The following is a 23,439-nucleotide window of genomic DNA, read 5'->3' as shown; positions in this document are numbered from 1 at the left end:
TCTATTATAGTGAAAAGGTGAGTTTTTTGTATAACCTTATGTCGCCACCCGCATAGCGGGTGGTTTTATGTTTCGCACGCAACGTGCTCAACGGACTAAAGTCAAAATAAAAAGAACTAGCACTCAGCTAGTTCTTAAAAAAGCCCTTCTTATCAGTATTAGAATAAACATATTTTTTCACTAAAACATTATTCATACTATCATATACAGCTATTTTACCTATAATATTTCCCTTAATGGTTTTATTTGATATAGGTGTAAATTTAATTTGATAGCTTTCACCCTTTTTAATGACAAAATCAATATTGGAATCATCTACAAATTCTTCAAGAGACTTATACTGAGATCTTATTGTATCTTTAAGACTCACTGACATGAAGTCGTAATTTTCTCCTACATATTTATAAACCTTTTCTGTGACGCGCCATCTTTGAGGGCTGTTAAGTACAACTATGATAACATCTCTACCTTTATGATCAATAGATGAAACTAAACATTTGCCTGCCTTTCCTGTGTATCCAGTCTTTACACCATTTGCATTAGGTATTATCCAGAGAATTTTATTTATATTTCTATAATCTCTTGTAAATTTATATTTTTCCTTACTAATCTCTTTTATAGCTACTATCTCTCTAAACTTTTCATATTTCATTGCTTCTGATGTTGCTATTGCTAAATCATAAGCTGAAGAATAATGGTCTTCCATATCTAATCCATGTGGTGTTTGAAAATGGGAGTTTAAAAGTCCTATATTTTCAGCAAAACTATTCATAACCTTTGAAAAATCATCTACACTCCCTGCTAGACCCTCTGCAATAGTAATAGCTGCATCATTTCCTGATTTCATCATAAGACCAAATAATAATTCATGTAATGTTATTTGTTCACCTGCCCTAAAACCTATTTTTGAACCTCTAATTGCTGTTGCATTTTTACTAACAGTAAAAACTCTATTAATATCTCCAGAATTTAATGCTATTAATGCAGTTAATATTTTAGTAGTACTAGCCATAGGTACAGAATTATATCCATTTTTCTCATATAAAACTTGCTTAGAATCGCTATCAATAGCAATAACATGATGAGCTTCAGGAGTTAAATCTTTTGCATATACTAAAATCTTTCCAAAACTTAAACTAAAGAAAAAGAAGATACTTAACACTGCTATGTATTTTATTAATCTTTCTTTTATAAGCATATCATCACCTTTTCATTCAAAGATAAATGTTATTCATAAATATTTTTCACTTAAAAACATCAAATTACTCCTTAACTATTTTCTAAAGTTGGATAATTATTGAGTTAATAGGCAATAATACTAATGTGCAATTTACTTGGAGGATATAACCATAATATGAATTTTCTTTATATTATTATAACAATTGTATCAACCCTATTAACTCCTATTCCACTAAAGACAACAATAATCCTTAAGGATAAAAATCTAAATATTTATTTATATAGATTTAAGATATTTTCAACTGCAAAGAAAGAAAAAGACCTAAAGATTGATCATAAAATATCAGATACCATAAGAGATAAATTTAATTATCCAAAAGCACGAAGGCTTATGAACTTACTTTCTTGTAATCCTATAAAACCAAAGATAAAAATGAACTATTCCTTAGAATATGGCTTTGATGATGCTTCAACAACAGCAGTATCTTATGGAATAATACATCAAATAATATCTGCTTTAAATATATTTATAAATGTTCCATTAAAACTGATTAAATCTCAGTCCAAAATTAATCCAGTCTTTAATTCTGGAAAGTTTTTTATCTATCTTAAAATTAAAAGTATAATTTCTGTCAACTTAGTTAAAATTATATACATCATTATTCTAGTTAAATTACGATTAAAATAAAGGAGGTGTATCCCCTTAGAGGGAAGCTTATGGATACTCATCCAATTGAAAATTTAATGAAAAGCACCATGGAAAGTCTCACAGACATGATAGATGTAAATACTGTAATAGGAGAGGCTATTGAAACAAGAGATGGAAGCTGCATAATTCCTATATCTAAAGTATCCTTTGGATTTGCTTCAGGTGGTAGTGAATTTGGTTGTGGTAAAGTAACACATGATGAGACCAGATATCCCTTTGGTGGTGGATCTGGTGCAGGAGTTACAGTAAAGCCTGTAGCATTTTTAGTTCTAAAAAATGATTCTATTAGATTACTTCCTGTTGATCAAAACAATACCTATGACAAAATCGTTGATACTGTTCCTCAAGTAATTGACATAATTAAAGACTTTTGTAAGAAGTTCAAGGGTGACGATAAGATAGAAATTAATGTCCAAAAAGAAGTAGAAAAACAAGTTCATAAAGAAGTCAAAAAAGAGGTAGAAAAAGAAGTAGAAAAGGAAGTTCATAAAGATTTAGAAAAAGAATAACCCATTATGATTCATCATAATGGGTTTCTTCTTCATTTTCAATATTATCTGCAAACAAGTCTAGGGATGGTAATTCCTTTAAATCTTGTAATCCAAATTGTCTTAAGAACTCGTCAGTAGTACCATACTGAATTGGTCTTCCAATAACATCAAGTCTACCTACTTCTTTTACTAAATTCTTTTCTACTAACTTTTGAATAGCACTATCACTCTTTACTCCCCTAATCTCATCTATATCTATACGAGTTATTGGCTGCTTATATGCTATGATGGCTAAGCTCTCTAAGGATGCCTGTGACAAAGATTGGCGTGTATTTTTCTTTAATAATTTTTGTATAAAATCGCTATTTTGTGGTTTTGTCACAAGTTGATACATACCATTTATAGTAATTAGCTTTATTCCTCTAGCACTGTCCTCATAAGAAAGCTTAAGTTCCTCTAACACCATCTCTGTATCTTCAATAGAACACTCTAAAATTTTAGCTATATCTTTTACCCCCAAAGGTTCTCCACTTACAAACAGCAGTGATTCTATAATTGATAAAAGAGTGTCTTTTTTAGATATTTCTTCGAATTCAAATTGATTTATATCAACGTTATTCACTTTCAATCATCCTCTCAATAATAATGTCACTAAAACTTTCTTTCTGAGTAACCTTAATTGACATCTGTTTGATTAACTCAAGTACTGCTAAAAAAGTAACTACTGCTTCTAACTTACACTCACAATCAAATAATAGTGAGGAAAACTCAATATACTCCTTGGTTGAAATCTTTTCTTTAATGAATTCCATTTTATCTTCTATCTTATATCGATCTATTGAAATTCTTTTTTCTATAATATTTTCAGTATTTTGCTTACTCCTATATAGTTCAATTAATTTATTATATAGATTATAAAGATCTAACATTGTAATATTTTTTAGTATGTCATCATTATTATTGTTTTTATCTTTAGGAACATCTTCAATGATTTCTGGCTTCTTTGTAAAAACTGCTCCAGTATAAAGACTCTTTGTCTTTAATAATTCGGCAGCTTGTTTAATTTTTCTATAAATTATAAGCTTTTCAACAAGATTTTTTCTTGGATCTCCCTCTTCTTCTTGTTTTTCATCAATAGCTTTTGGAAGAAGTGTTTTAGACTTAATCTCTAGTAATGTTGCGGCAATTACTATAAATTCTGAAGTAACCTCTAAATCAAGCTCTTTCATCTTATTTAAGTATTCTAGATATTGATTTGTTATCTCATATATCTTAATATCATGAATGTCCATCTTACTTTGTTTTATTAGATGCAAAAGCAGATCAAATGGACCTTCAAAATCCCCTACTTTTATATTTGGAAATATCATTTATTCTCTCCTACAGTATAAATTTGCATACATATATATAATATCAACAACAACTGATAAAGGCAATAAAGAACTACGTAGCTATGCCACTGCCACCCTTTTTCAGCAGTTGATTTACCTCAAAAACATGTGAAAAATCTATACTTTTTTATAGGACAACAAAAAAGAAGGAGATTACTCCTTCTTAAACTCCGCCTTTAAATATGTGTTGAAAATTAAATTTGATATTTTCAAAGACATTAGCTTTCTTAATGTCTCTATCAGCATATAGCTCTGAGGTTCCAATCAACTCTTCATTTAGATAGTATTCACACTTACCAACTACATCACCTTTTGCATATCTATCCTTTGCTGTTGATAAAACAACTTTACCTACAATCTTGTCACCATAGCCCTTTGGATAGGTTAATGTTACATCATCTTTGGCCTTGGCCATGAAGAATTTATCACCATTCTTACTCATACTGATTTTTTCTACATCTTGATCCTTAACAACAACCTTTTTGCTTTCAAATTTTGAAAAACCATAATTCATAAGCATGCTGGCATCTCTATTTCTTACCTTATAGCTTGGTGCCCCCATAATTACTGAAAGCATTCTCACTCCGTCTCTAACTGCAGTTGCTGAAATACAGTATTTTGCTTCATTTGTAAAGCCTGTTTTTAATCCATCGCAGCCTTTAAAGAATCTAACCAATTTATTATGGTTTACTAACTCTATAGGACTCTTTCGTCCTTCTGAGATTGTTTCCATATATGTACCTGTATATTTTAATACAGATGGATGTTTTAGTAATTCTCTTGACATTACAGAAATGTCATAAGCGCTTGATAGATGTCCATCAGCTGGTAGCCCAGTACAATTCTTAAAGGTTGTATCATTCATACCTAACTCTTTAGCTCTTGTATTCATAAGAGTGACAAAGTTTCCCTCAGTTCCTCCTAAATACTCAGCCATTGCTAGAGCAGCATCATTACCTGAAGCTATAGCTATCCCTTTAATAATTTCCTCTACTGTTCTTATTTCTCCAGTTTCAAGCAGCATAGTACTTCCACCCATTTTTTTTGCATTTTCACTAGCTGTTATCTTGTCTGAAAATTTTATTTTACCATTATCTATTGCTTCCATTGCAAGTAACATCGTCATAACCTTTGTTACAGATGCTGGTGCAAACTTTTCATGTGAATTTTTTTCAAAAATAACCTTACCTGTTGTTGCCTCCATTAATATTGCTGATTTAGCTTCCACATCGATTTGTTCTTCAGCATAAACTTTATGAGGGAATAATCCAATTAGGAAAAAAAATAATATTCCTAAAGTCACACCTTTAATTCTTTTATTTATCATATTCAATCCTCCTTTCAAATTTATTTTTACCAAAAAAACATAAATTATCACAAAAAACATGTAAGTATGCTAAATTAACCTAAATATATCAAACTAAAATGACCTAAATATTTTAAACAAACGACAAAAAAGATGCCCTATTTTTAAGACATCTTTTCTTATTATTTTATGAAATTTGATTAAGAATAAAAGGGGTCAATGTTCTTTAGTTCTTATCTTCTAACATTTCATAAAATGAAATCTAGCTAAAATTGAGTAGGCTGTATGCCTACTCAATTTCATTATACTAACCCTATATCTTTTCTAAAGTACATCTTTTCAAAAGATACTTTTTCTACATTCTTATAAGCATTTTCTCTTGCTTCATTTATATCAGAGCCAATTCCTACTACTGAAAGCACTCTACCGCCTGAAGTATATAACTTTCCGTCTTTCATAATTGCACCTGCTATGAATACATTGTTCTTTATTTCTTCATCTATAGTAATCTCAAAACCTTTTTCAAAGTCTCCTGGATATCCACCAGATGCAAGAACTACATTACAGCAAGCACCTTTCTTCCACTTTATTTCTGTTTCACTTAGTTTTTCATCTAAAGCTGCTTCTATAACATCTACTAAATCACTTTCCATAAGTGAAAGAACAGATTGAGTTTCTGGGTCTCCCATTCTTACGTTATATTCTAACAGATATGTACCTTTTTTAGTAATCATAATTCCAAAGAATATTATTCCTTTAAAATCAAACTTCTCTTCCTTAATTCCTGCTAAAGTTTGATCCATTATGTTTGACTTAAACTGTTCTAAAACTTCTTCTGTAACAAAAGGATTTGGAGCTAAAACTCCCATACCACCTGTATTAGGTCCTTTTCCTCCATCAAATATCTGCTTATGATCCTTTGCTGATAAAAATGGAATAATTGTATGTCCGTCTGTTATTGATAAAATTGAAGCTTCTACCCCTTCAAGGAATTCTTCAATTACTACCTTTTGACCTGCACCTTTAAATCTATCATTTACCATGAAGTCTACTATAGTATCTTCAGCATCTTTATAAGTTTCGCAGATATTAACACCTTTACCTGCAGCTAATCCATCAGCTTTTATTACTATCGGATATTCACAGCTCTTTAAGTAGTTAATTGCCTTTTCACTATCAGTAAAAACTTCATAAGCAGCAGTCTTTACATTGTACTTTTTCATAAACTCTTTTGAGAAGCTTTTACTTCCTTCTAAAGCTGCTCCCTTTGAGCAAGGACCGAAGACTCTAAGACCTTCTGCCTTAAACTTATCAGTTATTCCCTTTATAAGTGGTTCTTCTGGACCTACAACTGTTAAATCTATTTTATTTTCCTTTGCGAAAACTAATAATTGATCTATATCTGTTATAGCTATGTTTTCACACTTATCTTCTAAAGCCGTTCCACCATTACCTGGTGCTACATATATTTTTTCTACCTTTTCGCTTTTTGCAAGCTTCCAAGCTATCGTATGTTCTCTTCCACCGGAACCAACAAGTAAAATTTTCATAGTTATCACTCCATATTTCTCAAAGTTAAGATAGATGTACAATAATTAATTGTGCTTATAAACAATGAACAATTGACAGTGTTGGTTAATATCTTACCTGTAGTAAGTTTAATCCTCCATTGTCAATCGTCCATCCTTAATTATCAATTCAATTAGTGCTTAAAGTGTCTTATTCCAGTAAACACCATGCTTATTCCATGCTTATTACATGCTTCTATTGAGTCTTCATCTCTGATGGAACCACCTGGTTGAATAATAGCACTAATGTTATGTTTAGCAGCTTCTTCTACAACATCTCCAAATGGGAAGAATGCATCTGATGCAAGTACTACTCCATCTTTGCCTCTTTCTAATGCTTCGATAGTAGCCCAAATTCTGTTAACTTGGCCGCCACCAATTCCTACTGCTTTTCCGTCTTTAACAACAACTATTGCATTAGACTTAACATACTTAACAACTTTCATACCGAAGATTAAATCCTTCATTTCTTCTTCAGATGGAGCCTTTGTTGTTACAACCTTAGCTTCATCTAAAAGGATTTTATCTTCTTGTTGTACTAATATTCCACCATCAACAGAAACCATGTATTTCTTATCTACTGGCTTTGAATTTACTTTTATAACTCTTAGATTTTTCTTTCCTTTTAACACTTCTAGAGCATCTTCGTCAAACTCAGGTGCTGCTACGATTTCAAGGAAAATCTTATTCATCTCTAAAGCAGTTTCCTTATCAACTTTTCTGTTAACTGCTACAATTCCGCCAAATATTGAAATTGGGTCGCAATCATATGCTTTTACATAACTGTCGTATACAGTTTCTCCAACAGCTACACCACATGGAGTGTTGTGCTTTAATGCACAAGTTACAACTTCATCAAATTCACAAACAACTTTCCATGCTATATCTAAATCCTTTATATTGTTATAAGATAAAGGCTTTCCATTTAATATTTCAAAAGAATTCATTGCACCAGCAAATTCATTTGAAGAATAGTATGCAGCACTTTGATGTGGATTTTCTCCATATCTTAAATCCTGCATCTTCTTGTAAGAGATTGATAAGTATTCTGGATACTCTTCATCTCCAAGAAGGAAGTTGCTTATAGCAGCATCATAAGCATTTGTTAGATTAAATACCTTACCAGCAAGCTTCTTTCTTGTAGTAAAAGAAACATCTCCACTTTCAGCTATTTCTTCCATAACTTTTTGATAGTCATTAACATCATGCATAACAACTACATCTTTAAAGTTCTTAGCAGCTGATCTAAGCATAGTAGGACCACCGATATCGATAAATTCTACTTTTTCTTCAAAAGTAAGATCTTCTCTTACCTTTTCGAAGAAAGGATATAAATTAACTACTACCATATCTATAGTGTCTATGTCTCTTTCTTTTAAAGTTGACATATGTTCTTCATTATCTCTTATAGCAAGTATTCCTCCGTGGATTACTGGATGAAGAGTCTTTACTCTACCATCAAGCATCTCTGGAGCTTTAGTTATCTCTGCAATTTCCTTAACCTCTAAGCCTTGTTCCTTTAGAAACTTATATGTTCCACCTGAAGAGATAATCTCTACATTTCTATCACTTAAAAATTTTGCAAGATCATATACGCCTGTTTTATCAAAAACACTTATCAACGCTCTTTTTATCATTGAAAAGCCTCCCTTAGTATTACTCAATAATTCTAGTTTTTCCGTCCTTTATTTCAACTTTTCCTTCACTTATAAGCTTTACTGCTCTAGGAAGAAGCTTATGTTCCTCCTTAAGGATTCTTTGTTGAAGGTCTTTAGCAGTATCCTCAAAGTTCACAGGTACTACCTGTTGAAGAAGTATCTCTCCTCCATCTACCTCTTCATTAACATAATGAACAGTGCATCCGGAAAACTTTACTCCTTTTTTTATAGCAGCTTCGTGAACTTTTATTCCATACATCCCTGGCCCTGAAAAGGAAGGAATAAGTGATGGATGAATATTTATTATTCTATCCCTAAATTCCCTAAGAACTTCTCCATTAAGTATAGAAAGATAACCAGCAAGTACTATTAAATCAACCTTATCTTTTAATATTTCAAGAATCTTATTAGAAGTTTCTTGTTTATATTCTTTTTTATCAACAACAAAGGTTTTAATGCCTTTGGCTTCTGCTCTTTCTAGTGCATAAACTCCTGGCTTATCTGAAATCACTGCTTCTATACTGCAATTTAGTTCTTTATTTTCAATAGCATCTATAATAGAACCTAAATTACTTCCGCCGCCAGATACTAATACGCCTATTTTAAACAAACGCCTTCACCTCCGGCAGTTACATAGCCGATTTCATAAGCTTTTTCACCTAATGAGTTTAAAAGTTCTATTACATTATTAGCATCTTCTTTGTTTACACATAACATAAAGCCGATACCCATGTTGAATGTGTTGTACATATGGTCTTTGTCAACACCCTTTTCGATTATTCTATTAAAAATAGCTGGAAGCTCATAGCTGTCTTTATTTATAACCGCTGTTAGCTGTCTATCTCCAAACATTCTTGGAACATTTTCAATAAATCCACCACCAGTGATGTGAGCCATACCTTTAACCTTAAATTTATTCATAACCTCTGTAACAGGTTTAACATAAATCTTAGTAGGTGTTAATAAAGCCTTCCACACTGGTTCTCCGTTAAAATCCTCATTTATATCTGGGAATGCTTTTCTTATAAGAGAATATCCATTAGAATGTGCTCCTGAAGAAGCTATACCTATTAATACGTCACCTTCTTCAATTTCTTTTCCATTTATTATTTCATCTTTATCAACTATACCAACAGCAAAACCTGCTATGTCATATTCGCCTTCTTTATAAAATCCTGGCATTTCAGCTGTTTCTCCGCCTACAAGTGCACAGTTTCCCATAACACAACCGTCTGAAACACCTTTAACAAGATCTGCTGCTACTTCAGCTTCAAGCTTTCCACAAGCAATATAATCTAAAAAGAATAATGGTTTAGCACCATGACATAATATATCATTTACGCACATTGCTACACAATCTATACCAACTGTGTCATACTTTTTAGTCTTAAATGCAAGTTCAAGCTTTGTTCCTACTCCATCAGTTCCTGATACAAGTACAGGTTTTTTATATCCTTCTGGAAGCTCTACCATTCCAGCAAAGCTTCCAAGGCCATTTAATACATATTTGTTCATTGTTCTTAAAGCATATTCTTTTATAAGTTTAACGGATTTGTATCCTTCTTCTATGTTTACGCCAGCTTCCTTGTATGTTAACATTTCAACACTACCTTTCAAGATGATCTTTTGATGTTTCTATTGGTGTAGATACTGGATATACTCCACTGAAGCATCCAAGACAGAATCCTTCCTTTTCTCCGAAAGTTTCTAAAAGATTATCGATGCTTATGTAATCTAATGAATCCGCACCAAGCATATCTCTGATTTCTTCAACAGTATGATTAGCAGCTATTAGCTCACTTCTATAAGCTGTGTCTATACCAAAATAGCATGGGCACTTAACCATAGGAGATGCTACCCTAAAGTGTACCTCAGTAGCTCCTGCTTTTCTTAAAGCTTCTACTAAATGTCTTGATGTAGTTCCTCTTACTATTGAATCATCTATAAGAACTACTCTCTTACCTTCAAGATTCACCTTAAGCGGATTAAGCTTAACAGAAACTGCTCTTTCTCTTAACTCTTGTGAAGGAGTTATGAAAGTTCTTCCAACGTATCTGTTTTTTACAAACCCTGTATCAAAAGGTATTCCTGAAGCTTTTGCATAACCTACAGCCGCAGGGATTCCTGAGTCTGGTACACCTATAACTACATCTGCTTCTACTGGTGATTGTTTATAAAGCATTTCTCCTACTTTAACTCTTGATTGATGAACATTAATTCCATCAATAATACTATCTGGTCTAGCAAAGTATATGTATTCAAATGCACAAGTTTCACACTTAGTCTTTTCTGAATATCTTATGCTTTCTACGCCATTGTTATCTATTATAACAATCTCACCTGGTTCAATATCTCTTACATACTCTGCTCCTACTGCATCAAAAGCACAAGTTTCTGACGCAAGTATATAGGAATCATCAATTTTTCCCATAGCAAGAGGTCTGATTCCATGTGGGTCTCTAACCCCTATTAACTTATCATTAGTCATAATAACTAAAGCAAAGGATCCTCTTATCGCTTGAACTGCATCAAAAACTGCTTTTTCAATACCTTTCTTTGCTGCTCTACCTACAAGACTGATGATAACTTCTGAGTCGATTGTTGTATGGAATACATATCCTGAATCCTCTAAAAGCTCTTTTAGAACATCTGCATTAACAAGATTTCCATTATGAGCAGTAGCAATAGAACCAAGCTTATAAGAACTTAAAAGTGGTTGAGCATTTTCAACTTTTATTGATCCTGTAGTGGAGTACCTAACGTGACCTATAGCTATATGACCTTTTAACTTATCTAGATGTTCTTCTTTAAAAGCTTCAGTTATAAGACCTAAACCCTTATGAAGGTTTATACCTTCTCCATTAGATACTGCAATACCTGCACTTTCTTGCCCTCTATGTTGAAGAGCATAAAGTCCATAGTATGTTATTCTTGAAACATCTAAGTTATTCTTTGAAAATATACCAAAAACTCCACATTCTTCTCTGAATTTATCGTTAATTGGATCTATCATATTTAAAATCCTCTCATCCTAATTATTGATTGTTAATTCTGTTTAGTATTTCAACGTAAGCATCCTTAACATTTCCTAAGTTTCTTCTGAATCTATCTTTATCTAGCTTTTCGTTAGTTGTAGCATCCCAGAATCTGCATGTATCTGGTGATATTTCGTCTGCTAGTAATATTTCACCGTTGTATCTTCCAAACTCAAGTTTGAAATCTATTAACTTTATGTTTTGCTTTAAGAAGAATTCTTTAAGAACGTCATTTACCTTAGCTGTCATTTCATAAATTTTCTTAAGTTCTTCAAATGTAGCTGCTCCAATTCCAACAGCATGATAATCGTTTATTAATGGATCTCCTAGTGAGTCATCCTTATAGCATATTTCAAAAACAGTAGTCTTTAGCTCGTAGCCTTCTTCTAAACCAAGTCTTTTTGCCATGCTTCCTGCTGCAACATTTCTAACAATAACTTCTAAAGGTACTATTTCAACCTTTTTACATAATTGTTCTCTATCACTTAGTTTTTCTATAAAGTGAGTTTTTACTCCATTTTCTTCTAAAATTTTAAATAATGCTGATGTTATTGCGTTATTTAATTCACCTTTATCTTCTATTTGACCCTTCTTTTCTCCGTTGAAAGCAGTTGCATCGTCCTTATAGTAAACTATAACCTCATCAGCTTTATCTGTTTTAAATATTTGTTTTGCTTTTCCTTCATATAGCATTTCTTTCTTTTCCATTATAGTTCCACTCCTTCTCCATTTTCTTTAATGAACTTTTCCTTCATTTCTTTTCTAAAGTTCTTAAGTTTATCTTTAAGTTCTGGGTATTTTATTGAAAGCATTTGAACTGCAAGCATTCCTGCGTTATAGCTGTTATTAATACCAACTGTAGCTACTGGAATTGACTTTGGCATTTGTACTATTGAATATAGAGCATCTAATCCATCTATTGCCGCATTTACTGGCACCCCTATAATTGGCATAGTAGTATGTGATGCTATTACTCCTGGAAGATGAGCCGCGAGTCCTGCTCCTGCAATAATAACTTCAAATCCTTCTTCTTCAATCTTATGTAAAGTTTCCATTAACTTTTCTGGTACTCTATGTGCTGATAAAACGAATGCCTTATATTCAACACCAAATTCTTTTAGTGCATTAGCAGCACCTTTCATTACATCTGTATCTGACTTTGAACCAAAGAAAATTGCAACTTTCATAATTACCCTCCTAGATTTAGTGCTTTATTTTCAGTTTAAGTGGTGGTTGATAATTAATTTACCTCCCACCACACTTATACTATTTAATTTATACTATTTAAAATATTTTACCCCTGATTTGAATATCTTTTGATCAAATTCTCCAGGTATGTTCTTATAAAGATTGTCATTAAGTCTTTCTGAGTGCGCCATCTTACCAAGAACTCTTCCATCAGGACTTGTTATACCTTCTATACCTAATGTTGAACCATTAGGGTTAAATGGCATATCTAAAGCTACTTTTCCATCAAAATCAACATATTGAGTTGCTATTTGACCTTTTTCTTGAAGTTCCTTAATTAACTTCTCTGGAGCAACAAATCTACCTTCTCCATGAGAAATTGCAATATCATGTACTGATCCAAGATCTGCTTCTGAGAACCAAGGTGAAAGCTTTGAAACTAACTTTGTTTTTACTATAGAACTCATATGTCTTCCTATGTTGTTATAAGTTAATGTAGCCATATCTTCTTCTAGATCTACTATTTCACCGTATGGAACTAATCCTAATTTGATAAGTGCTTGGAAGCCGTTGCATATACCAATCATTAATCCATCTCTATTCTTTAAAAGTTCTGTAACTGCTTCTTTAATTCTTTCGTTTCTGAATACAGTTGCAATGAACTTACCTGAACCGTCTGGTTCATCCCCTGCACTAAATCCACCTGGAACTGCTATGATTTGGCTATTCTTGATTTCTTTTTCCATTTCATGTATGGATTCAACAAGAGCTTCTTTAGTAATGTTTGTTAAAACAAATTGCTTAACTTCTGCTCCTTCTTTTTCAAAGGCTCTAGCCATATCATATTCACAGTTTGTGCCTGGGAATACTGGAATAAATACTCTTGGCTTAGCTACCTTTATTGCAGGTGCTTTAGCTCCTACACCAGAATAAAGTGAAGTTTCAAGTCTTACTTTCTCATCAGAAGTCTTTATTCTAAATACTTTCTTTAACTTCTTCTCCCAAGTCTCTATAAGTTCATCAATATCAAAGCTTTGATCAAGCACATCAATTTGTCTTGATTCTTGTGTTTCACCAATAACTTTATAAGTTGCTCCGTCAAATTCCTTTTCGATTTCAACTGAAGAAGCTACTTCTAATATCATTGAACCATAGCCTACTTCGAAAAGTTCTTCTTTGCTTACTGCTGAAAGCTTAGCCCCAATCTTATTACCGAAAGCCATCTTAGAAATACCCTCACAAATTCCTCCGAATTTGATTGAATAAGCTGAAGTGACTTTTTTCTCTTTTATAAGTTTTGCAACAACTTCAAGATTATTCTTGAATTGTTCTAAATCAAGCATCTCATCTGCTTTTCTTGGTGCTTTTACATAAACTATTTTTGAGTTTACATTCTTAAACTCTGGTGAGATTATATTATCTGCATCTTCAACAGCTACTGCAAAAGCTACTAATGTTGGTGGAACATCCATATCACCAAAGCTACCACTCATACTGTCTTTTCCACCAATAGCAGGTATTCCTAGATCCTTTTGTGCTTGGTATGCTCCAAGTAATGCTGCAAAAGGCTTACCCCATCTTGATGAATCCTTACCAAGTTTCTCGAAGTATTCTTGTAATGTTAATCTAATTTTCTTATAGTCACCACCACAAGCTGTAACCTTAGTTGCTGCTTCGATTATTGCATAGTAAGCACTATGGTATGGACTCCACTTTGCAAGCTGTGGATTATATCCGTAAGTCATTATAGTAGCTTGCTTTGATTCTCCTCCTAAAACAGGGATTTTAGCAGCCATACCTTCAGTAGGAGTTAACTGATACTTACCTCCGAAAGGCATAAGTACAGTACTTGATCCTATAGTTGAATCAAATCTTTCAACTAATCCTTTTTGAGATGCAACATTTAAGCTGCTGATTGTATCAAACCAAGCTTCTTTTACATCATCAATCTTTGTTTCGTTAAAGAATGTTTTTTCTGCCGCTGGAGCTTTAACTAATACATCTGTATATTGTCTTGCTCCGTTTGTATCTAGGAATGTTCTAGCTAAATCTACAATCTTCTTTCCTCTCCAGAACATTCTCATTCTATCTGTGTCTGTAACCTTAGCAACCTCTACAGCTTCTAGGTTTTCTTCTAAAGCAAGAGCTTTGAATCTTTCTGCATTTTCTGCAGTTATAACTACAGCCATTCTCTCTTGTGATTCTGAGATTGCTAATTCTGTACCATCTAATCCTTCGTACTTCTTAGGTACAAGATCTAAATTTATATCTAAACCTCTGCATAACTCACCGATTGCAACTGATACTCCACCTGCACCGAAGTCATTACATCTTTTAATCATTGTTGATACTTCTGGATTTCTAAATAATCTTTGTATTTTTCTTTCTGTTGGTGGGTTACCTTTTTGAACTTCTGCACCACATTGTTCAATAGATTCAATTGTATGTTCTTTTGAAGATCCTGTTGCTCCACCACAACCATCTCTTCCAGTTCTTCCTCCTAGCAGAATAATTACATCTCCTAGAGCTGGAACTTCTCTTACTACATTTTCTGCTGGTGCTGCAGCTATAACTGCACCAATTTCCATTCTTTTTGCTATGTATCCTTCATCATAAATCTCAGCAACTTGACCAGTAGCTAGACCTATTTGGTTTCCGTAAGAGCTGTATCCTTTTGCTGCTCCTAACGTGATTTTTCTTTGTGAAAGTTTTCCCTTTAATGTTTGTTCTATTGGAACTGTTGGGTCTCCACTTCCTGTAACTCTCATTGCTTGGTATACATAAGTTCTTCCTGAAAGTGGGTCTCTAATAGCACCACCTAAGCAAGTTGCAGCTCCTCCAAATGGTTCTATTTCAGTTGGATGGTTATGTGTTTCGTTCTTAAACATAACAAGGTAGTCTTCAACACCCTTTTCAGTTTCAACTTTTACCTTTATTGAACAAGCATTGATTTCTTCAGAAATATCTAAATCATCAAGCATGCCGTTTCTTCTCATTTCTTTCATTGAGATAACAGCAATGTCCATTAAAGTTAACTCTCTATCTTCATTTTTATAAACAAATTCTCTTGAAGCTTTATAATTTTCAAGACTTTCTTTTATTGGAGAAGTAAACTGATTTTCCTCAATTTCAATATTTTGTATTGAAGTTAGGAACGTAGTATGTCTGCAGTGATCTGACCAATATGTATCAACTACTCTAATTTCAGTAATAGTAGGATTTTTACCCTCACTCTTGAAATAATCTTGAATCATTATTAGATCTTCTATACTCATAGCAAGAGATAAATCATTGTATAGTGATTGAAGTTCTTCTCTTGTTAGGTCTATAAAACCATTAAGAACTTCTACTTCTTCTGGAATGTCATAAGATGAGAATAACTCTTTTGAAAGAGGATCAACCTCTCTTGAGTCTACAGGGTTAATATAGTATTCCTTTATCTTCCCTACTTGTTCTTCGCTTAATTTTCCTTTTAAAACTACTATCTTCGTTGACTTGACATCTATTTTATCTTCAGCAGTTAATAATTGAAAGCATTCAGACGCTGAATCTGCTCTTTGATCATATTGTCCTGGTAGGTATTCTACTCCAAATGCTATCTCATTTTCTCCCATTGGAAACTCTTCTTGATAAACATTATCTAATGGTGGTTCTGAGAAGATTGTATTAACAGCCTTATCGAAATACGCTTCATTAATTTTTGATAGTGTATATTTATTCAATATACGAACATCTTCTAGTGAATCAATAAGAAGACTTTGTCTAAAATCCTCTAGCATTGCTTTTGCTTCAATATTAAAGCCTTGTTTTTTTTCTACATATAATGTTCTTATCATAATTTCCCTCCAGCATAGTTTTTTTCACAAAAAAAACCCTAAGGCAGTGCCTTAAGGAAATACCCTTAAAACTAATCGCCTTTGATTATTCCGAATTATTTATTGTTTATTTTCGATATCGTTCGTACCTTAATTTAAAGATACCACTCTCATAGTTTATTGTCAATATTTAAACAGTATAAAACCTAAATATTCGCCATAAAACGAATATTCAATTTTAAATTACTTCCTATGTTTCGGCAACTTCTTTTAAATATAACTTTTTTACTAAACTATCCGCTAGTATTGGTGAGATATCTACCCTAATTGTGTCATCTAAGGAAAAACCATTTAAATCAATTAAAGTTGTGTTCATATTTGCTCTTCCAAGTATTTTTACACCTCTCCCTTCTATGAATAGTACAGGTCTAAATTTTATATGGTTATATAAGACCTTTAATAAGTCATAGAAAATATTGTGCTTTACATCTTTATTAAACCCAAAGTGCTCTATATTACCAAAACCTAAGACGCCAATGTTTATATCTTTTTTGGCCTTAAATGCACATCCATACCCTATATATTCTCCCTTTTTTACAAAGTATTTATTTACTGGCTTTGCAAAATAACCATAAGCTTTTTTAAATCCCTGAGAAAAACCATCATAACCATAAAGTAAATTACCGGTTCTAACAGTATTGGTAAAACTGCATAATGCTCTATATTCTTCTTTAAGAGTACCAGCAGAATTCAAACAATGAATATGTGGAATAGTATCAATATACTTTTCAGTACATTTTTTAAATTTTTGAATCTGTTTTATTGTGTACTTTTTATTCTTTGTATTATGTAAATGAGTATAAATACCATCAACAGTTATATTGTTAAATTCTTTTTCTATTAGTTCTATCATCTCATCTAGTTTTTCAGGCTTAATACCCATCCTATTCATTCCTGTATCAACATAAATATGTACTTTTATCTCAATATCTTTATTAAGATGAGAAAGTAATTCTTCATTGTCTAATGTATATATTATATTATCCATATCGGTATAAAAATCATCCAAAGTAACTAGTGGACTTAAAAGTAATATTTCTTTAGAGGATTGTACTCTTTTTGCTTCTTCCATATCTGCAACAGCAAAAAAATCTACCATAGGGTCTAGAAATTCTGAAATTTCCTCAATACCTAATCCATAAGCATTACCTTTAACTACTGCTATTAGTTTTTTATCCTCTGTAAACTTTTTTATTAGATTTAAGTTATGTTCTATCTTATCTAAGTAAACTTCACACCAAAAATTTTTCATCCGTCTAATCCTTTCTCAATATAACAAATCTCTTTTAATTACCTACAATTTAAATTAATTTTACAATAATCAAATATCCAATTTATTATACCATCAAAAGTGAACAAGGGTATATTAAAAAATCGCCAAGGCGACTGTGTGGAGCTGTCGATTTTTTTTACGCATCTGCCTTTCCGAACAGATGTGAGGAAAAATTGGCAGGCGAACTATATTTTATTTTTTACTCTTTAGGTATCTTAATTAAACTGGCCGTCCTAAATTACATTTTCAAGTTATTCACAATTCTTCAATTTTATAATTTGTTAAAGAGTAAAAAAACACCGCCATTTCTGGCGGCAAAAGTCCTACGTAAATTAACCTAAAGGTATTTATATTATCTTCATTATATTATTTTCTATTCATGTCTTAGAAGATAAAAAGATCTGCAGCCCTTTATAAAAAGCAGCACTACAATTATTTAAGAATAGCAAAGCTTAGATATAGAACATTATCCTTTTTATAGAAATAGTTTCAATTTTTATTGATTTTCCTTTACTTTAGTTTTAAGATTTTATAGTAGGAATAAACAAATATGACATCATAAATAAGAATTCAAGGGCATCGAACCTTTTATTCTTAATCACATTTCACTTTGTGAAATGACAGCATATAAATATTAAGTTTTAAATTAAAATAATAAGTTAGAAATAAAATCAGATATTCTAAAAATCACAGAAGGAGATGATGTTATGGATTTCATAAAAGTTGGAGCAGCGTGTCCTAAAACTAAAGTTGCTGATATTGATTATAATATAGAAAACATAAAAAGCTGTATAGAGGATGGATATATTAATGGATCAAAGATATTAATATTCCCAGAGCTTTCTATCACCTCATACACTTGCGCAGATTTATTTACTCAATGGAAATTACTAAACCATGCGGAACAAGGCATTAAAGAAATATGCTTATTTTCCGAAGGTAAAGATATGGTCATTGCTGTAGGGGCACCACTTCTACACAACAATTGCCTTTATAACTGTGGTTATATAATCTTTGAAGGCAAGGTCTTAGGTATAGTTCCTAAAAGTTACATTCCAAACTACACTGAATTTTATGAAAAGAGATGGTTTACTGAAGGTCTAGGTCTAAAAGAAACATCTATCGATCTTTCCTTCCAAGAAAATGTTCCTTTTGGTACTGACTTGATCTTTACATGTGGTGAAATAAAGCTTGGATTTGAAATATGTGAAGATTTATGGGTGACTATTCCCCCAAGTTCATATTTATCATTACAGGGTGCAAATATTATAGCAAACCTTTCTGCTTCTAATGAGCTTGTATCTAAAAGTGCATATAGAAAAGGTCTCGTTGAAGATCAAAGTGGTCGCTGCATGAGTGCTTATATATATAGTTCTGCTGGAGTGCATGAATCTACAACAGATCTTTTATTTAGTGGTCATATGCTTATAGGTGAAAATGGAATTATTTTAAATGAAAATGATAGATTCGAAAGAGAAAATACAAATATCTATTCTATAGTAGATATTTATAAACTTAATTCAGAAAGAATGAAGAATGTAAGCTTTAGAACTAGTGCAAAATTACATTCAACAAACTATAGGGAAGTCAAATTTAATCTTAAGGATTCCGGTGTAGAAAAGTTTGATAGATTTGTAGATAGGCATCCTTTTGTTCCTTCATCAGAGGCTTTAAGACACGAAAGATGCAAAGAAATTTTCAACATTCAGACTTCTGCTTTAGCGAAAAGATTAGAGCATACAAAAGCTCAAAAAGCTGTTATAGGAATTTCAGGAGGACTTGATTCTACCCTTGCACTTTTAGTAGCAGTAAAGACTTTTGATATGCTAAAAATGCCAAGAAAAAATATAGTAACAATAACTATGCCTGGTTTTGGTACTACAGATAGAACCTACAACAATGCTCTTACTCTTTGTAGAGAACTTGAATGTGACTTAAGAGAAATTAATATTGTAAAAGCTTGTCTTCAACACTTTGAAGATATAGGCCATGATACAAGTATTCACGATGTAACTTATGAAAATGTTCAGGCAAGAGAAAGAACTCAAATCCTTATGGATATTGCAAATAAGGAAGGAGGAATTCTAATTGGTACTGGTGACCTTTCCGAACTAGCTTTAGGTTGGTGTACATATAACGGAGATCATATGTCCATGTATTCAGTAAACTGCTCCATACCTAAAACTCTTGTTAGATATCTTGTAAAATATGTAGCTGAAAAAGAATCTTCAAGAGAAGTTGGTGAAACTTTATTAGATATTTTAGACACACCAGTAAGTCCAGAGCTTCTTCCAAGAGATGTAAGTGGAGATATAACACAAAAAACTGAGGATATCGTTGGCCCTTATGAACTTCATGATTTCTTCCTTTATCATTTTATAAAACATGGTTCTTCACCTGAAAGAATTCTATTCCTTGCTTGCCATGCTTTCAAGGATGAATATGATAAAGAAATTATTAAAAAATGGCTTGATAAATTCCTTTGGAGATTTTTCTCACAACAGTTCAAACGCTCAGCACTACCAGATGGTCCTAAGGTTGGTACCATCAGTTTATCACCTAGAGGAGATTGGAGAATGCCTTCAGATGCTAGTGTAAATACATGGTTTAAATAATAACTCTCTAAAAAAACATAATTATAATACTCAAAGGCAGCTTATATGCTGTCTTTGAGTTTATTTGTCTCCATTTCACAACATAAAATCTGACTAAAAATGAACAAACTCAATGACTGCTCACCTTTATTATTTATATGATATTTATCTATGCGAAGCTCATCACTCCCTATATATTATCTTTAAACCCTATAAATCCCTTGTCGATTCTTAATGGGAAAATTTACCATAGTATTATTTTTTTACTTTTCATGTATGCTATACTTATAGATATACAACTTTTATTATTCATGAATGTTTAAGGGTGATTAAAGTTGTTTATCTTTAAAAAGACTATAATTTTTATTTTTGAGAGGTGATAATTTAAATGTGGTATAACACAAGCTCAGAAGAGGTGCTTAAAAAGTTAGACGTAAATAAGGTAAACGGCCTCTCTTCAGAAGAAGCATCTAACCGTTTAAACAAGCATGGTAGAAACCAACTAAAAACTAAAAAGAAAAAAACTCTAGTTCAAATGTTTCTCGCCCAACTTGCTGACTTTATGATTTATATCTTATTAGGTGCGGCTGTAATATCTGGTTTTATGGGAGAATATTCTGATGTAATTATCATTTTGATGGTTATATTTATAAATGCGATTATTGGTGTAGTCCAAGAGTCAAAGGCTGAAAAAGCTCTAGAGGCATTAAAACAGCTCTCTACCCCTAAAGCCATTGTAAAAAGAGATGGTGAATTGAAAGAAATTCCTTCTGAGGAGGTTGTACCTGGAGATATAGTTGTGATTGATGCTGGAAGATATATACCTGCCGACTTAAGATTGATTGAAAGTGCTAATTTAAAGATTGAAGAATCAGCTTTCACAGGTGAATCTGTACCAGCGGAAAAGAACGGTGACTTAATAATTACAGAAGAAAACATAGGCATTGGAGACCAGCATAATATGGCTTTCATGTCTACTCTAGCTACTTATGGTAGAGGTATTGGAATTGTAGTTGAAACTGGTATGACTACTCAAATAGGTAAAATTGCTAAAATGCTTGAGGAAGAAGAAGAAGGTGTAACACCTCTACAAAAAAAATTAGAAGAGTTAGGAAAAGTATTAGGTTTTGTTGCATTAGGAGTATGTATTCTTATTTTTATAATATCAATATTTCAAAAAAGAGATTGGTTTGAGATGCTTTTAACATCTATAAGTCTTGCAGTAGCAGCAATTCCAGAAGGACTTCCTGCTATTGTTGCCATAGTTTTAGCTATGGGTGTTCAAAGAATGATAAAGGAAAATGCTATTATTAGAAAGTTGCCTGCTGTCGAAACGCTTGGTTCAGTTAATATCATTTGTTCAGATAAGACTGGTACTTTAACTCAAAACAAAATGACAGTTACCAAGTACTATGCCAACAAGAATTTAGAACCTTTAGAAAACCTTGATATAAATAATGAAACCAATAAACTGTTAGCTCACTGTATGGTTTTATGTAATGATGCTACTTATTCAGAAAACTCAAAAACTGGTGATCCAACAGAAATAGCACTTTTAGAAGCTGGTTTTAGATTTAATATTTTTAGGGATTCTTTAAATGAAGAACATAAAAGAGTAGATGAAATTCCTTTTGATTCAGATAGAAAACTAATGACAACTATTAATAAATATGCGGAAAATGAATTTAGAGTATATACGAAAGGCGCCATTGACAGCATACTAAGAATCTCTAATAAAGCCTTATTAGATGGTAATATTGTTGATTTAACTGAAGATTTAAAAAAGAATATCTTAAAAGCTGCTGATGCTATGTCAGATGATGCTTTAAGAGTACTTGCAGCCGCTTATAAGATAATTCCATCAACTAATGTAGAACTAGATAAAGTTGAATCTGACTTAATATTTATTGGTATGGTAGGTATGATTGATCCTCCAAGGATAGAAGTTAAAGATTCTATTGCTTTTTGCAGAGGTGCTGGAATTACTCCTGTTATGATTACTGGTGACTATAGAAACACAGCCTTTGCTATAGCAAAGGAGTTAGGTATCGCTAGCAGCATTGATGAGTCAATTTCTGGTGCTGATATTGATAAATATTCCGATGAAGAATTTAGAGAAAAGGTAAAAACACTTAGAGTTTTTGCAAGAGTATCACCTGAACATAAGGTTAAAATAGTAAAAGCCTTTAAATCACACGGAAATATAGTATCAATGACTGGTGATGGTGTTAATGATGCCCCATCATTAAAAGCTGCAGATATAGGTGTCGCAATGGGAATAACAGGCACGGATGTTGCTAAAGGTGCTGCAGACATGATACTTACAGATGATAATTTCACAACAATAGTATCAGCAGTTGAAGAAGGAAGAAATATCTTTAACAATATCAAAAAATCCATAATATTCTTACTATCCTGTAACTTAGGTGAAGTTGTAACTTTATTTTTTGCTATTTTACTTAACTGGGATACTCCTTTATTACCAATTCATATATTATGGGTTAATCTTATAACAGATAGCTTACCTGCACTTGCATTAGGAGTTGATCCAGGTGATAAGGGAGTTATGGACGTACCACCACGTAATCCAAAAGAAAGTATATTTGCAGGAAGAACCAGTATTTTCTTACCTTTAAACGGTGCTCTAATAGGTGTTTTAACGCTTGTTGCTTTTAAAGTTGGAGAAGCTTTATATCCTGATTCCTTAACTCACGCTCAAACAATGTCCTTTGTAGTTTTGAGTATATCTCAATTATTTTATGCTCTAACAATAAGAAATCAAAGAAAATCTATTTTTAAAATTGGATTATTCTCAAATAAATATCTTATTTACTCAATAATAATTGGTATAATCCTCCAGGCAAGTGTTATTACAATCACACCAATAGCAAGGATATTTAAGGTTTATGCCCTTACATTTAATGATTGGATATTTGTAATTCTACTTTCACTTATACCATTTATTATCAATGAACTTGTGAAATTCTTTATGAGAAATCACAGCAAATAAAGGTGAATACAAAAATAAAAAAATAGAAATGCACTAAGTGCATTTCTATTTTTTCCAGTTTGCTGAAAAACCCTCTGTTTTTTAAACAGGGGGTTTTTCTAGCAAACTTGTGGATAAATTTTAAAAGAGAGCTTTTCTATTAATTTGAATAAAATTTTATAT

The 23,439-nt window shown here is 32.2% G+C and carries 17 protein-coding genes; 4 read left to right on the top strand and 13 right to left on the bottom strand.

The features are described from left to right. Positions 1 to 127: 127 nt before the first annotated feature. The gene (locus CPJCM30710_RS16315; protein WP_212905221.1) at positions 128 to 1,198 is read right to left on the bottom strand and encodes a D-alanyl-D-alanine carboxypeptidase family protein; all 1,071 of its coding nucleotides are present in this window, start codon (positions 1,196 to 1,198) and stop codon (positions 128 to 130) included. 156 nt (positions 1,199 to 1,354) lie between these two features. Here CPJCM30710_RS16315 and CPJCM30710_RS16310 point away from each other — a divergent pair, with 156 nt between their 5' ends. Both CPJCM30710_RS16310 and ytfJ read left to right on the top strand, forming a co-directional pair. Next, on the top strand, positions 1,355 to 1,867 hold the full coding sequence (locus CPJCM30710_RS16310) for a DUF2953 domain-containing protein (RefSeq protein ID WP_212905220.1): 513 nt from the start codon (positions 1,355 to 1,357) through the stop codon (positions 1,865 to 1,867). Positions 1,868 to 1,896: 29 nt separating this feature from the next. Beyond that, entirely contained in the window at positions 1,897 to 2,397 is a 501-nt protein-coding gene (ytfJ, locus tag CPJCM30710_RS16305; protein WP_212905219.1) for a GerW family sporulation protein, read from the top strand. A 4-nt stretch (positions 2,398 to 2,401) separates the two neighbouring features. Here ytfJ and scpB read toward each other — a convergent pair whose 3' ends face one another. The 12 genes from scpB to CPJCM30710_RS16245 all read right to left on the bottom strand — a co-directional run bounded on the left by scpB (position 2,402) and on the right by CPJCM30710_RS16245 (position 17,652). After that, complete coding sequence (gene scpB, locus CPJCM30710_RS16300) at positions 2,402 to 3,001, bottom strand: SMC-Scp complex subunit ScpB (RefSeq protein WP_212905218.1); 600 nt, start codon at positions 2,999 to 3,001, stop codon at positions 2,402 to 2,404. Then, entirely contained in the window at positions 2,994 to 3,749 is a 756-nt protein-coding gene (locus CPJCM30710_RS16295) for a segregation/condensation protein A (protein WP_212905217.1), read from the bottom strand. Before CPJCM30710_RS16295 ends, scpB begins: the two co-directional genes overlap by 8 nt. Before the next feature lie 184 nt (positions 3,750 to 3,933). After that, the gene (locus CPJCM30710_RS16290; RefSeq protein WP_212905216.1) at positions 3,934 to 5,097 is read right to left on the bottom strand and encodes a D-alanyl-D-alanine carboxypeptidase family protein; all 1,164 of its coding nucleotides are present in this window, start codon (positions 5,095 to 5,097) and stop codon (positions 3,934 to 3,936) included. Positions 5,098 to 5,378: 281 nt separating this feature from the next. Further along, positions 5,379 to 6,626, bottom strand: coding sequence for a phosphoribosylamine--glycine ligase (purD, locus tag CPJCM30710_RS16285; RefSeq protein ID WP_212905215.1), 1,248 nt, complete (start codon positions 6,624 to 6,626; stop codon positions 5,379 to 5,381). 152 nt (positions 6,627 to 6,778) lie between these two features. After that, the gene (gene purH, locus CPJCM30710_RS16280; RefSeq protein WP_212905214.1) at positions 6,779 to 8,281 is read right to left on the bottom strand and encodes a bifunctional phosphoribosylaminoimidazolecarboxamide formyltransferase/IMP cyclohydrolase; all 1,503 of its coding nucleotides are present in this window, start codon (positions 8,279 to 8,281) and stop codon (positions 6,779 to 6,781) included. 19 nt (positions 8,282 to 8,300) lie between these two features. Beyond that, positions 8,301 to 8,912, bottom strand: a complete 612-nt coding sequence (purN, locus tag CPJCM30710_RS16275) for a phosphoribosylglycinamide formyltransferase (RefSeq protein WP_212905213.1) — start codon at positions 8,910 to 8,912, stop codon at positions 8,301 to 8,303. After that, positions 8,900 to 9,901: a phosphoribosylformylglycinamidine cyclo-ligase gene (gene purM, locus CPJCM30710_RS16270; protein ID WP_212905212.1), complete on the bottom strand. Its 1,002-nt coding sequence runs from the start codon at positions 9,899 to 9,901 to the stop codon at positions 8,900 to 8,902. Before purM ends, purN begins: the two co-directional genes overlap by 13 nt. Positions 9,902 to 9,908: 7 nt before the next feature. After that, positions 9,909 to 11,315: an amidophosphoribosyltransferase gene (gene purF, locus CPJCM30710_RS16265; protein ID WP_212905211.1), complete on the bottom strand. Its 1,407-nt coding sequence runs from the start codon at positions 11,313 to 11,315 to the stop codon at positions 9,909 to 9,911. Between the two features lie 22 nt (positions 11,316 to 11,337). Further along, the gene (gene purC, locus CPJCM30710_RS16260; protein ID WP_212905210.1) at positions 11,338 to 12,045 is read right to left on the bottom strand and encodes a phosphoribosylaminoimidazolesuccinocarboxamide synthase; all 708 of its coding nucleotides are present in this window, start codon (positions 12,043 to 12,045) and stop codon (positions 11,338 to 11,340) included. Then, a complete protein-coding gene (gene purE, locus CPJCM30710_RS16255) occupies positions 12,045 to 12,524 on the bottom strand; it encodes a 5-(carboxyamino)imidazole ribonucleotide mutase (RefSeq protein WP_212905209.1) in 480 nt (159 codons plus the stop codon). The genes purC and purE overlap by 1 nt, the downstream gene beginning before the upstream one ends. A gap of 93 nt (positions 12,525 to 12,617) precedes the next feature. Beyond that, the gene (locus tag CPJCM30710_RS16250) at positions 12,618 to 16,361 is read right to left on the bottom strand and encodes a phosphoribosylformylglycinamidine synthase (RefSeq protein WP_212905208.1); all 3,744 of its coding nucleotides are present in this window, start codon (positions 16,359 to 16,361) and stop codon (positions 12,618 to 12,620) included. Between the two features lie 229 nt (positions 16,362 to 16,590). Then, positions 16,591 to 17,652: an alanine racemase gene (locus CPJCM30710_RS16245; RefSeq protein WP_212905207.1), complete on the bottom strand. Its 1,062-nt coding sequence runs from the start codon at positions 17,650 to 17,652 to the stop codon at positions 16,591 to 16,593. 728 nt (positions 17,653 to 18,380) lie between these two features. Here CPJCM30710_RS16245 and CPJCM30710_RS16240 point away from each other — a divergent pair. Then, positions 18,381 to 20,288 (top strand): NAD(+) synthase, encoded by a 1,908-nt coding sequence (locus CPJCM30710_RS16240; RefSeq protein WP_212905206.1) that lies wholly within the window; start codon positions 18,381 to 18,383, stop codon positions 20,286 to 20,288. 367 nt (positions 20,289 to 20,655) lie between these two features. After that, on the top strand, positions 20,656 to 23,277 hold the full coding sequence (locus tag CPJCM30710_RS16235; RefSeq protein ID WP_212905205.1) for a calcium-transporting P-type ATPase, PMR1-type: 2,622 nt from the start codon (positions 20,656 to 20,658) through the stop codon (positions 23,275 to 23,277). The last annotated feature ends 162 nt before the right edge of the window (positions 23,278 to 23,439 follow it).

It is taken from the genome of Clostridium polyendosporum (assembly GCF_018332455.1).
Taxonomy (GTDB): Bacteria; Bacillota; Clostridia; order Clostridiales; family Clostridiaceae; genus Clostridium_AY; species Clostridium_AY polyendosporum.
The sequence above is the reverse complement of the archived record's forward strand: the minus strand, read 5'-3'. Positions and strand labels throughout refer to the sequence as shown.